11 protein-coding genes are annotated in these 12,511 nt (G+C 42.1%); 8 read left to right on the top strand and 3 right to left on the bottom strand.

Translation table 11 applies throughout. From position 1 onward, the window contains the following. The first annotated feature begins 118 nt into the window (after positions 1-118). From trxB to infA, 6 genes are all read left to right on the top strand, one after another. Positions 119-1,072, top strand: coding sequence for a thioredoxin-disulfide reductase (gene trxB, locus E5A76_RS13085; protein WP_161119204.1), 954 nt, complete (start codon positions 119-121; stop codon positions 1,070-1,072). A gap of 114 nt (positions 1,073-1,186) precedes the next feature. Beyond that, entirely contained in the window at positions 1,187-2,959 is a 1,773-nt protein-coding gene (cydD, locus tag E5A76_RS13080) for a heme ABC transporter permease/ATP-binding protein CydD (RefSeq protein WP_161119203.1), read from the top strand. Further along, positions 2,952-4,673 (top strand): heme ABC transporter ATP-binding protein/permease CydC, encoded by a 1,722-nt coding sequence (gene cydC, locus E5A76_RS13075; RefSeq protein WP_161119202.1) that lies wholly within the window; start codon positions 2,952-2,954, stop codon positions 4,671-4,673. The genes cydD and cydC overlap by 8 nt, the downstream gene beginning before the upstream one ends. A gap of 115 nt (positions 4,674-4,788) precedes the next feature. After that, positions 4,789-5,502: a leucyl/phenylalanyl-tRNA--protein transferase gene (aat, locus tag E5A76_RS13070; protein ID WP_161119201.1), complete on the top strand. Its 714-nt coding sequence runs from the start codon at positions 4,789-4,791 to the stop codon at positions 5,500-5,502. Between the two features lie 2 nt (positions 5,503-5,504). Further along, the gene (locus E5A76_RS13065) at positions 5,505-6,194 is read left to right on the top strand and encodes an arginyltransferase (RefSeq protein ID WP_161119200.1); all 690 of its coding nucleotides are present in this window, start codon (positions 5,505-5,507) and stop codon (positions 6,192-6,194) included. A gap of 200 nt (positions 6,195-6,394) precedes the next feature. Beyond that, positions 6,395-6,613: a translation initiation factor IF-1 gene (gene infA, locus E5A76_RS13060; protein WP_005368778.1), complete on the top strand. Its 219-nt coding sequence runs from the start codon at positions 6,395-6,397 to the stop codon at positions 6,611-6,613. Between the two features lie 140 nt (positions 6,614-6,753). On the opposite strand, the gene clpA is transcribed toward infA, so the two are convergent. Together clpA and clpS are read right to left on the bottom strand one after the other, a co-directional pair. Next, entirely contained in the window at positions 6,754-9,021 is a 2,268-nt protein-coding gene (clpA, locus tag E5A76_RS13055; RefSeq protein WP_107165363.1) for an ATP-dependent Clp protease ATP-binding subunit ClpA, read from the bottom strand. 47 nt (positions 9,022-9,068) lie between these two features. Further along, positions 9,069-9,389, bottom strand: a complete 321-nt coding sequence (gene clpS / locus E5A76_RS13050; RefSeq protein ID WP_053986919.1) for an ATP-dependent Clp protease adapter ClpS — start codon at positions 9,387-9,389, stop codon at positions 9,069-9,071. A 224-nt stretch (positions 9,390-9,613) separates the two neighbouring features. Between clpS and cspD the strand changes: the two genes are divergently transcribed. Next, positions 9,614-9,835: a cold shock domain-containing protein CspD gene (gene cspD, locus E5A76_RS13045; protein WP_008987524.1), complete on the top strand. Its 222-nt coding sequence runs from the start codon at positions 9,614-9,616 to the stop codon at positions 9,833-9,835. A 482-nt stretch (positions 9,836-10,317) separates the two neighbouring features. Here cspD and icd read toward each other — a convergent pair whose 3' ends face one another. Continuing rightward, on the bottom strand, positions 10,318-11,571 hold the full coding sequence (icd, locus tag E5A76_RS13040; protein WP_053986920.1) for an NADP-dependent isocitrate dehydrogenase: 1,254 nt from the start codon (positions 11,569-11,571) through the stop codon (positions 10,318-10,320). Positions 11,572-11,712: 141 nt separating this feature from the next. On the opposite strand from icd, the gene rluE reads away from it, so the two are divergent. Continuing rightward, positions 11,713-12,363: a 23S rRNA pseudouridine(2457) synthase RluE gene (rluE, locus tag E5A76_RS13035; RefSeq protein WP_161119199.1), complete on the top strand. Its 651-nt coding sequence runs from the start codon at positions 11,713-11,715 to the stop codon at positions 12,361-12,363. Positions 12,364-12,511 lie beyond the last annotated feature (148 nt).

Raw genomic sequence — 12,511 nt, 5'->3', positions numbered from 1 at the left:
TGTTATATCTCAAGACGAATTGACAACAAGCTATTCTTAATTCGACTCTTCCTTTACGTCTGCAATTTACCTACAATCAATCTTCTATAACAATAATCTCATTCAGCCTGGAGAAGAAATGAGTAACGTAAAACATTGTAATCTACTCATCCTTGGTTCTGGTCCAGCAGGTTATACTGCTGCGGTTTATGCTGCACGTGCAAACTTAAATCCTGTGATGATCACAGGCATGCAGCAAGGTGGTCAATTAACCACAACAACAGAAGTTGAAAACTGGCCAGGTGATGCCGATGATCTAACCGGTCCTGCACTAATGGATCGCATGAAAGCTCACGCAGAAAAATTTAACACTGAAATTATCACTGATTACATTGTTGAAACCGACTTTAGCCAACGCCCTTTCCTGCTAAAAGGCGAAAACAGCACTTACACATGTGATGCATTAATTATCTCAACAGGCGCATCAGCAAAATATATCGGTTTAGAGTCTGAAGAAGCATTCAAAGGTCGTGGTGTATCTGCTTGTGCAACGTGTGACGGTTTCTTCTACCGCAATCAAAAAGTGGCTGTTGTCGGTGGTGGTAATACCGCTGTTGAAGAAGCACTTTACCTGTCTAACATTGCCTCTGAAGTTCACCTGATCCACCGTCGTGACACATTCCGTTCAGAGAAGATCCTTATTGATCGCCTAATGGATAAAGTGGCAAACGGTAATATCATCCTTCACACTGATCGCACTCTTGATGAAGTGCTGGGTGATGATATGGGCGTGACAGCTCTTCGCTTAAAAGACACTAACTCTGGTTCAACAGAAGAGTTAGAAGTAATGGGCGTATTTATTGCAATCGGCCACCAGCCAAACACTGCGATTTTCGACGGTCAATTAGACATGGAAAATGGCTACATCAAAGTACAATCAGGCTTAAACGGTAATGCCACACAAACAAGCATTGAAGGTATCTTCGCTGCTGGTGATGTGATGGATCATAACTACCGTCAAGCAATCACATCAGCAGGTACAGGTTGTATGGCTGCGCTAGATGCTGAACGTTACCTAGATGCAAAAAAATAAGTAATACCTCAAAACCGCGACCTTAGTGTTGCGGTTTGTTTATCTCATCGTTAAGTGATGCTCACCATTTAACGATGAGCGACCCACCGTTAACCCCCGTAATGAAACCCATATATGGATAAACAATTACAGCGTGATTTAACCAAGTGGCTTAAATCTCAAAGCAAGTTAGCTAAACGTTGGCTAATGCTCAGTGTCGGATTAGGCTTTGTGTCTGGTTTACTACTGGTTGGTCAAGCAGCTTTACTTGCTAGCATTCTGCATCAACTTATCATCGAACACGCTGATAAATATTCTCTGATTAACCAATTTGTAGGCTTATTTATCATCATTGGTTTACGTGCGCTCTGTAGCTGGGGAAGAGAAATTTTCGGCTATCGTTGTGGTGAACAAATACGCTTACATATCCGTCAACTGATCTTAAATCGTCTCCAAAGTTTAGGTCCGGCGTATATTAAAGGAAAACCAGCGGGTACATGGGCAAGCTTAGTGCTTGAGCAAGTGGAAGAGATGCAAGACTTCTTTGCTCGCTATCTGCCTCAAATGTCCCTATCAGTACTGATCCCTGTTGTTATCTTATTTGCTGTATTCCCACTCAACTGGGCAGCTGGCCTTATCTTTCTTCTCACCGCTCCGCTTGTACCACTATTTATGGCATTAGTTGGGTTAGGTGCAGCAGACGCAAACCGCCGTAACTTCAAGGCATTACAGCGTTTATCCGGTCATTTTTATGATCGTTTACAAGGCTTAAGTACACTGCGCTTATTTGACCGTGCAGAAGCTGAAGCAGAGAACCTGCATGCTGCTTCCCACGTATTGCGTAAACGTACGATGGAAGTCTTACGTTTAGCTTTCTTATCTTCTGCAGTTTTAGAGTTTTTCTCTGCTATTTCCGTTGCAATCGTGGCTGTTTACTTCGGTTTTGCGTTTATTGGCGAACTAAACTTCGGTAACTATGGCATTCCAATTAGCTTATTTACTGGTTTGTTTATTCTGGTTCTTGCCCCTGAGTTTTACCAACCACTGCGAGATCTCGGTACGTTTTACCACGCTAAGGCACAAGCTATTGGTGCGGCAGAATCCATCGTTGAGTTTCTAAATATTGAAGCAGACGAAATGACGGATGGTTCAAAAGCATTAGCAAACCCTGAGAAAATTCAAGTATCGGTTACCGATTTAGAAGTCCTCAGCCCTGAAGGTCAAAAATTGGCAGGCCCTCTAACGTTCGATATCAATGCCAATGAGCATGTGGCGTTAGTTGGCCCAAGTGGTGCAGGTAAAACCAGTTTGTTAAACGCATTACTGGGTTTCCTCCCCTATCGAGGCAGCATCAAAGTTAACGGTGTGGAATTAAAAGAGCTTAATCACAGTGAATGGCGTCAAGCGATCAGCTGGGTAGGCCAAAACCCGTTACTTGTACACGGTACGATTTACGACAACATCACATTAGGCAATCCACTCGCAGAGCAAACGCAAGTCACTCAAGTTGCCAAAGAAGCATACGCTGATGAATTCATTAATCGCTTAGAAAAAGGCTATCAACATCATGTTGGTGATCGTTCTGGTGGTTTATCCGTAGGTCAAGCGCAGCGAATTGCGGTTGCTCGCGCCATGTTACAGCAAGGCGCATTTTGGATTTTAGACGAGCCAACAGCCAGCCTTGATGCAAACAGTGAACGTTTAGTGCTTGAAAGCCTTAGTCGTGCTGTTCAACAACACACCACATTAATGGTTAGCCACCGTTTAGATCAGCTTCATGCCATGGATCGCGTTCTTGTGATGGAAAATGGCAAGCTGATACAAAATGGTGCGTTTGCCGAAATAAGTCAACATGGTCTTTTAGCCGATATGCTAAGCCACACAGATAAGAGGGATCTCGATGCGTGATTTAATCCCTTACCTAAAGCTTTACCGTAAACACTGGTTTGGCTTAACACTGGGTATGATTTTAGGCTTAGCGACAATCCTTGCTGCTATCAGCCTATTAACCCTATCCGGTTGGTTTATTGCTGCTTCTGCCGTTGCTGGTTTAACTATCGCCCGAGAAACATTTAACTACATGCTGCCAGGTGCTGGTGTGCGTGGTTTCTCTATGGCACGTACTGCGGGTCGTTGGGGTGAGCGTGTTGTTAGCCATAACGCCACTTTTAAGTTACTTGCTGATCTGCGTTTATTCTTCTTTAGAAAACTAACACCACTTATTCCGGGACGTCAAACTAACCTACGTGATGCGGATTTGCTTAACCGCTTAGTCGCAGATGTTGACGCAATGGATCACATCTATCTACGACTGGTTAGCCCATTAGTTATTGGCGTATTAGGTATTGCAGCAATCACCGCGTTTCTCGCTTGGTTTGATCCCACTATTGGTTTTACCTTAGGTGGTATTCTATTAGTGTTAATGATTGTTTTGCCTATTATTTTTTACCGTTTAGGTAAACGTAATGGTGAACAACTCACCTTTGCTAAAGCGAACTACCGTGTAAAACTGCTTGATTGGCTGCAAGGACACGCAGAGTTATTACTGTTTAATGCTGAATCACGTTACCGCCAACAAGCAGAAGCAGAGCAAGATCAACTGCTTGCTGCGCAACGTAAAATGGCGAGTTTAACTGGTCTCGCTAACGGCATTCTAATGGCTGCAACAGGCTGGACGTTGGTGGTGATTCTATGGATTGCCGCTGATGGTATTGGTGGTCATGCGCCAGATCCGTTTGTTGCTATGGTTGCGTTTGCCACAATGGCGAGTTTTGAGATGATGATGCCTGTGGCAGGTGCTTTCCAATATTTAGGTCAAACCTTAACATCAGCCAAACGCCTAAATGAAATCATTGAAGCGACACCTGATACGGTCTTTGATCCAAACGGTTATCATGGTGATGCACAAGGTGATCTGAAGATCGAAAATGTCAGTTATACCTACTATGGTAGTACTCAAGCTGTTGTTAAAAACGTCTCTATCGATTTGAAACAAGGCGAGAAACTCGCACTATTAGGTCGTACTGGTTGTGGTAAATCGACACTATTACAACTAATTACTCGTAGCTGGGATCCTCAACAAGGACACATTCTGCTAGATGGTAAGCCGCTACCAGAGTGGAGTGAAGCTTCACTGCGTAAAGCGATTACCGTAGTTAGCCAGCGTGTTGATATCTTCAACGGCTCATTACGTGAAAACCTCGTATTAGCAAAACCTAATGGTACCGATGCTGAATTTACCGAAGCGTTAATTCAAGTTGGCTTATCTGCATTGCTTGAAGATAAAGGCTTAGATACCTGGTTAGGTGACGGTGGTCGTCAGATCTCCGGAGGTGAACGTCGTCGTTTAGGTATTGCTCGTGCTCTACTGCATAATGCACCTATCCTACTCATGGATGAACCAACCGAAGGACTTGATCGCCGTACCGAGCAGCAAATCCTATCGCTACTGTTAGAACACGCTAAAGATAAAACAGTCTTGTTTATCACTCACCGTTTAGTGGGTCTCGATAAAATGGATCAAATCTGCTTAATGGATGAAGGTGAGATCATCGAGCGTGGTAAGCATCAAGCATTGCTAGCACAACAAGGGCGTTACGCTGAGTTGTATAACCGCATCTAATAGTAATCACTCTTCAAAGGCGATACCTCAGTATCGCCTTTTTATTTATCTTATTCTCTATATTGCTTACGCTAGCTTATAATCTCTAAAGATTTACTAATATTATCAGTGCTGTATGACTATCTATTTACCAGAAATTGATACTGACTCTTATCAATTCCCTCACCCTAGCAACGCACTTGCAGAGCCAAACGGGCTGCTCGCAATGGGTGGTGATCTCAGCCCTCTGCGACTGCATAATGCCTACCGTGAAGGGATCTTCCCTTGGTTTTCAGAAGGTGAACCTCTGTTATGGTGGAGCCCAACACCACGCGGCGTTTTTCACCCAAGCACTTTTAAACCAAGTAAAAGCCTACGTAAATTTTTCAAAAAATCAGGCTATAAAATCACAATCAACCAGGCCTGCCACGATGTTATCCGTCACTGTGCAAGTTGCCGAGGTCCTGAGCAAACGTGGATAACTGAAGAGATGATCACAGCCTATCTGACATTGCATGACTTAGGTTTTTGCCATTCTGTCGAAGTTTGGGCTGATAACGAGCTTGTCGGTGGTTTTTATGGTGTTGAAGTGGGAACAATCTTCTGTGGTGAATCAATGTTTTCACTCGCTGATAACGCCTCTAAAATTGCGTTATGGCAGTTTTGTCGTTACTTCACACAGCAAGGTGGCACATTAATTGATTGTCAGATGATGAACCCACACCTTGAATCATTAGGAGCTGAAACTCTTGAACGAAATGCTTTTCTTCAGCATTTATATCAACAACGAGACATTGCACTAGCAAGCCATACCTATCAATCTCAACCAATACCAGTAGCACAGGCATAGTAATGAATCAGTTATCTTTACAAGTTGGCTTAACACCTGAATCTGAATGCAGTTACTTACCTGATGAAAAAGAGCAATTAGGTGTTGTGATAGATCCTCAATGGCTATCGCCAGAAGGCTATAAAGTACTAATTACGTCAGGCTATCGTCGGAGTGGTCGCGCTATTTACAAACCTATGTGTAATGCATGCTCAGCATGTACCCCATTACGTATTGATTGTCCGGCATTCGTTCCTTCACGTAGCCAGAAAAGACAATTAGCACAAATGCGTAAATTACGCTGGGAATTTAAGACAGAGCTTGATGATAATTGGTTTGAATTATACGAAAAGTATATCCGTATTCGTCACTCGACAGGCTCGATGTATCCAGCCAATAAAGAACAGTTTTTTGATTTTGTCACCACCCCTTGGATGGCTACGGCTTTCTTGCATGTTTATGAAAATGAAAAACTTATAGCTGTTGCAGTGACTGACGTATTTGCTGATGCACTGAGTGCTGTTTATAGTTTTTTTGAACCTGAACATCCATTATCACTAGGTACTTTATGTGTGTTATTCCAAATTGAATTTTGCCGACAATCAAACCGACAGTGGCTCTATCCGGGATATCAAATAGATGCTTGTAAAGCGATGAACTATAAAACGCGTTTTGCTCCTCACCAAAAGCTTATAGGCGGTATTTGGCAATAGTTTGCTTAAATCTAAAGCAATGAAAAAACAAACAAGACAGCTTGATGTTAATTTAACTAGAAAATGCGTATTAATCGCGAACAAAAGCTGACAAAGACAACTGGCAAGGGTAAAATTACGTCCTAAACTTTACACTTAAACAGTTTCGAGGCATTATCCAGCCCGATCAAGATGAATGGCTGGTAGCCTAAGAGGATTCAATGGCAAAAGAAGACGTAATTGAAATGGCAGGTACTGTACTAGATACACTACCTAATACAATGTTCCGTGTTGAGCTGGAAAACGGTCACGTAGTTACTGCTCACATCTCTGGTAAGATGCGTAAAAACTACATCCGTATCCTTACTGGTGACAAAGTAACTGTGGAACTGACTCCTTACGATCTAACTAAAGGTCGCATCGTCTTCCGCGCACGTTAATTTTCATTCAAGATTAACGATGCAATGAAACCCAGCCACATGCTGGGTTTTATTTTATCTATTGAAAAGCAATTCGTTAGATAAAAAACGCCGAAGTGTTATTAGCACTTCGGCGTTATTGTTTTATCTATTCAGTTTAATTAATGGGCTGGTTCCATTTCACTGCTGAATTGGAAATCAAGTTCGCCATTAACAAAGTCAACACGAACCGAGCCACCGTTAACCAAACAACCAAATAGTAATTCATTCGCTAAAGGTTTCTTCAAGTTATCCTGAATGACACGTGCCATTGGTCGTGCACCCATTGATTTATCGTAACCTTTATCTGCCATCCAATCACGAGCACGATCTGAAACTTCCATTGAAACACCACGTGCATCAAGTTGAGCTTGCAGTTCTACAATGAACTTATCGACCACCTGACCAATTACATCTTTCTCAAGATGGTTGAACCAAATAATGTTATCAAGACGGTTTCTAAACTCAGGTGTAAAGACACGCTTAATTTCAGTCATCGCATCATGGCTATGATCTTGTTGGATAAGACCAATTGACTTACGCACAGTTTCAGTTACACCAGCGTTCGTTGTCATTACGAAAATCACGTTACGGAAATCCGCTTTACGACCGTTGTTATCCGTTAGCGTACCGTTATCCATTACCTGTAGTAGCAGGTTAAATACATCTGGATGCGCTTTTTCAATCTCATCAAGCAGTACCACTGAGTGCGGATGCTTGATCACAGCGTCTGTTAACAGACCACCTTGATCGTATCCCACATAACCTGGTGGTGCACCAATCAAACGGCTTACTGTGTGACGCTCCATGTACTCAGACATGTCAAAGCGTAATAGCTCAATACCTAATGTACGAGCAAGTTGCACAGTCACTTCTGTTTTACCTACCCCTGTCGGGCCAGCAAACAAGAATGAACCTACAGGTTTATTTTCAGCACCAAGACCTGCACGGCTTAATTTGATGGTTTCAGTCAGTACATCAATGGCATCATTTTGACCGAATACCAGCATTTTAAGCTTGTCATCAAGGCTCTGTAATACATCACGATCGCTCGATGAAATCGATTTCTCAGGAATTCGTGCCATCTTCGCAATCATGGCTTCAATATCACTGACGTTCACAGTTTTCTTACGACGGTTAGCTGGGGCTAAACGACAACGTGCGCCCGCTTCATCAATAACGTCAATCGCTTTATCAGGTAAATGACGCTCATTAATGTATTTTGCTGAAAGCTCTACAGCTGCACGAATCGCTTTATTGGTAAAACGTACTTCATGGTGAGCTTCATATTTCGGCTTCAAACCCATCAAGATCTTAGTAGTGTCATCGAGTGATGGCTCAATCACATCAATTTTTTGGAAACGACGTGATAAGGCACGCTCTTTCTCAAAGATATTGCTGTACTCTTGATAAGTCGTCGAGCCCATACAACGTAATTTACCGCTACTTAGTAGAGGTTTAATTAAGTTAGCTGCATCAACTTGACCACCGGAAGCTGCACCTGCACCAATAATGGTGTGAATTTCATCAATGAACAGTACTGCATGATCTTCTTTCTCTAACTGCTTCAAAATACCTTTGAAACGTTTTTCGAAATCACCGCGATATTTAGTGCCGGCTAATAGCGAACCAATATCCAATGAGTAAATCACACAATCTTGAATAATATCTGGTACTTGACCTTCAACGATACGCCAAGCTAAACCTTCAGCAATCGCTGTTTTACCCACACCAGCTTCACCAACTAATAATGGGTTATTCTTACGGCGGCGACATAATACCTGAACGGTGCGTTCAAGCTCTTTATCGCGACCAATTAACGGATCAATACCACCTGATTTCGCTAGTTGGTTAAGATTCGTTGCAAAGTTCTCTAGTTTATCTTCAGAGCTAGCCTCTGCACGTTGATCTTCGCCATTCCCCATATCTGAAGAATTTACATCATCATTATCGCTGTCTTTAACAGTACCGTGAGAGATAAAATTAACCACATCAAGGCGGCTAATATCACTTTTCTTCAATAGATATGCAGCATGGGACTCTTGCTCGCTAAAAATCGCGACAAGTACGTTGGCACCAGTAACTTCACTACGGCCTGATGATTGAACATGGAATACTGCACGCTGTAAAACACGCTGGAAACTTAGCGTAGGTTGTGTTTCACGGCTTTCATCATCAGCGGGAATTAATGGCGTTGTTTGTTCGATGAATGAATCTAATTCACGACGCAATTGGTCTAAATCAGCGCGACACGCTAATAGAGCCTCTTGGGCCGCAACATTCTCTAACAGAGCTAACAGTAAATGTTCAACTGTCATAAACTCATGACGCTTTTCACGCGCACGGGCAAATGCACCGTTTAGACTCGCTTCAAGTTCTTTATTTAGCATAAGGCACCTCCCCTAAAAACCACTCGATATGGCGTGCCGGAAAAAGATTATGCTTTTTCCATTGTACACAGCAGCGGATGTTCATGCTCGCGTGCGTACATCATGACTTGAGCTACTTTTGTTTCTGCTACTTCTGCTGTAAAGGTTCCGCATACCGCCTTACCTTCATAATGAACAGCGAGCATCAACTGAGCAGCTTTCTCCAGATCCATGGAGAAGAACGTTTGTAACACTTCTATCACAAAATCCATCGGCGTGTAATCATCATTATTTAAGATCACTTTGTACATCGATGGTGGCTTAACCTGAATCTCTTCCTCTTCTAAAATATCGGAGTCAGGGCTAATCCATTCGTATAACTTACTCATAATTTCATCTTAGTTCATTAGTTCACAAGCTGGCTATAGCTACGCCAACAAAAAAGATTTTATCAAAATGTTACAAAGAACACTTGACTGACTTGCTCTTTTTACTAAAGTGTTACCTGTAGTAGATATAATCTGCATCAAAGCGCATTAGTATGCAAATAATCAAATGTATTGGTATACAGCTAATGCCAAATGGAACTTGAATGCAAGAGGGATGTAAAAGCATGGCAACAGGTACAGTGAAATGGTTCAATAACGCCAAAGGATTTGGTTTCATCTGCCCTGAGGATGGTGAAGGTGATATCTTCGCCCATTACTCTACAATCCAGATGGAAGGATACAGAACACTTAAGGCTGGTCAACAAGTTAACTACGAAGTTCAAGCCGGTCCTAAAGGTTACCATGCTAGTGAAATAGTCCTCGCTGATGGCGATGAAGCAAAGTAACCTTGTATCTCCCATTTTGTGCGTACTAAAGGTGAGTTCAGCTCGCCTTTCATTTATCTTGCAAACGAATCCCTACTTTCCCTCAATATGGCATCGCTAACTAGACCATAATAACAAAGCACTAACTTGTCTACGCTCTTATCTTCAATTACCACGCCAAACCATACCTAAACAGCATTACCCAACGTATTCAATTACAGCAAACAAACTTACAAAGAGCGCTTATTTTGAATAAATAGTGAATAATCAAAAAAGTAATGAAACAGCCTTTATTTAAAACACTTTATTAACATATCACTTAACATGTTTTCATCATATGCCAAATGATTAGCATTGAAAACAGCTTACTTACTGTGATGTAGCACCTTTGAGATCTTAAGCACGAACCACTCAACCAAATGCCTAACAAACATACAGTTTGTGATTTTTAAATACAAAAAAGCCCAGCATTGCTGGGCTTTGGTATTCACATAATCAATAGATTACATTTGTTCAATCATGTCATCAGCAAACTCAGAACACTTACGTAATGTTGCGCCATCCATTAGACGCTCAAAATCATAAGTAACTGTCTTATTGCGAATTGCAGCTTCCATTGAGCTGATAATTAGATCAGCAGCTTCAGTCCAACCTAGGTGGCGAAGCATCATTTCAGCAGAAAGGATAAGAGAACCTGGGTTCACTTTATCTTGGCCAGCATACTTAGGTGCCGTACCGTGTGTCGCTTCAAACAGTGCAATACCATCACCGATATTTGCGCCCGGTGCGATACCGATACCACCAACCTGTGCAGCTAGTGCATCAGATACGTAGTCACCGTTAAGGTTCATGGTTGCAATTACATCGTACTCTGCTGGACGAAGTAGGATCTGTTGTAGGAATGCATCAGCGATACAATCTTTAATTACGATCTCTTTACCCGTGTTTGGATTCTTCAATGTCATCCATGGGCCGCCATCAAGCAGTTCAGCACCGAACTCTTGTAGCGCAACTTCGTAACCCCAATCTTTAAATGCACCTTCGGTAAACTTCATGATGTTACCTTTGTGCACTAATGTTAGTGAGTCACGATCATTATCAATTGTGTATTGAAGCGCAGCACGAACTAGACGCTTAGTACCTTCTTCAGATACTGGCTTGATACCTACACCACACTGTTGTGGGAAACGGATTTTTGTTGCACCCATTTCATCTTGTAGGAACTTAATCACTTTATCAGCTTCCGCTGTACCCGCTTGGAACTCAACACCAGCATAGATATCTTCTGAGTTTTCACGGTAAATAACCATGTCAGTCAGTTCAGGTTGCTTAAGTGGGCTTGGTACGCCATCAAAGTAACGTACTGGACGTGCACATACGTAGAGATCAAGCTCTTGACGAAGTGCTACGTTTAGTGAACGGATACCACCACCAACAGGGGTAGTTAGAGGACCTTTAATTGCAACTTTGTATTCACGGATAAAATCTAGGGTTTCTTGTGGAAGCCACGCATCTTCACCGTATACTTGCGTCGATTTTTCGCCAGTGTAGATTTCCATCCATTCAATCTTACGATCACCAGCATATGCTTTGTTAACAGCCGCATCGACAACTTTAATCATTGCAGGGCTAACATCAACACCAATACCATCACCTTCAATGTAAGGAATGATTGGGTTGTTAGGGACGACCAATTTGCCATCAGAATCTAGGGTAATTTTCTGACCTGCAGCTGGTACAACTACTTTACTATCCATTTTAATCTCCTAGCGTCCATTTGTTATCTTTTTGTAAGATGCGAGCAAATCATACTTGAAATTTTATCAACACGCCAATCGTGTTATTTTCAAGTATAATAGGACGGTCTATATTACAAATCTCCATTACGGCCAGTATTTATGAAGCCAAACACCACGATTCGTCAACCAAAACGTGCCAATAATGAGCGCAGGGCATCAAGAAAATTAAATAAACCGAAGCGAGCTCGCGGTCCACAAAAGATCATTTTATTTAACAAACCTTTTAACACTCTCACGCAATTTTCGGGCGAACCGGGTGATAGCACCCTTGCCGATTTCATCCCTGTAAAAGATGTCTATCCTGCTGGACGCTTAGATAAAGATAGTGAAGGTTTACTGGTTTTAACCAATGATGGCGTCTTACAAGCTAGGCTAACTCAACCTAAATCGAAACAAGCAAAAGTGTATTGGGTACAAGTGGAAGGCGCACCAACAGAAGCTGACTTACAAGCACTGCGTGATGGCGTAGAATTAAAAGATGGCATGACACTGCCAGCAGGCGTAGAAGTTATTGAATCACCACAAGTTTGGGATCGTAATCCACCTATTCGTGAACGCAAAAACATTCCAACAACTTGGCTTGCAATTACTTTAAAAGAAGGCCGTAATCGCCAAGTTCGTCGTATGACTGCGCATATTGGTTTTCCAACACTACGTCTAATTCGTTATAAAATGGCGCAATGGACGGTTGATGATTTAGCACCAGGAGAATGGCGCGAAGTTACCCTTGCTGCAACTACCCCAACCTAACTCTACTTTTGATCTGTGTGTTTCTTTCATAAAAAGGAACACACAAATTATTGTTCAAAATGTAAAACACTCTTTCCTACTAAAAAAACTACACATTCATCACTATATCCATTATCATCCAAACAAATAGCAAACGTTTGCGTTAGAT

Source organism: Photobacterium lucens (assembly GCF_009873615.1).
Taxonomy (GTDB): Bacteria; Pseudomonadota; Gammaproteobacteria; order Enterobacterales; family Vibrionaceae; genus Photobacterium; species Photobacterium lucens.
This window is presented reverse-complemented; position numbering and strand designations above follow the sequence as displayed.

What these genes read in the sequence shown, in the direction of transcription:
- clpA (WP_107165363.1), bottom strand. Translation starts at nt 9,021, where the DNA reads ATGCTAAATAAAGAACTTGAAGCGAGTCTAAACGGTGCATTTGCCCGT.
- cydC (WP_161119202.1), top strand. Translation starts at nt 2,952, where the DNA reads ATGCGTGATTTAATCCCTTACCTAAAGCTTTACCGTAAACACTGGTTT.
- trxB (WP_161119204.1), top strand. Translation starts at nt 119, where the DNA reads ATGAGTAACGTAAAACATTGTAATCTACTCATCCTTGGTTCTGGTCCA.
- infA (WP_005368778.1), top strand. Translation starts at nt 6,395, where the DNA reads ATGGCAAAAGAAGACGTAATTGAAATGGCAGGTACTGTACTAGATACA.
- icd (WP_053986920.1), bottom strand. Translation starts at nt 11,571, where the DNA reads ATGGATAGTAAAGTAGTTGTACCAGCTGCAGGTCAGAAAATTACCCTA.
- cydD (WP_161119203.1), top strand. Translation starts at nt 1,187, where the DNA reads ATGGATAAACAATTACAGCGTGATTTAACCAAGTGGCTTAAATCTCAA.
- aat (WP_161119201.1), top strand. Translation starts at nt 4,789, where the DNA reads ATGACTATCTATTTACCAGAAATTGATACTGACTCTTATCAATTCCCT.
- E5A76_RS13065 (WP_161119200.1), top strand. Translation starts at nt 5,505, where the DNA reads ATGAATCAGTTATCTTTACAAGTTGGCTTAACACCTGAATCTGAATGC.
- clpS (WP_053986919.1), bottom strand. Translation starts at nt 9,389, where the DNA reads ATGAGTAAGTTATACGAATGGATTAGCCCTGACTCCGATATTTTAGAA.
- cspD (WP_008987524.1), top strand. Translation starts at nt 9,614, where the DNA reads ATGGCAACAGGTACAGTGAAATGGTTCAATAACGCCAAAGGATTTGGT.
- rluE (WP_161119199.1), top strand. Translation starts at nt 11,713, where the DNA reads ATGAAGCCAAACACCACGATTCGTCAACCAAAACGTGCCAATAATGAG.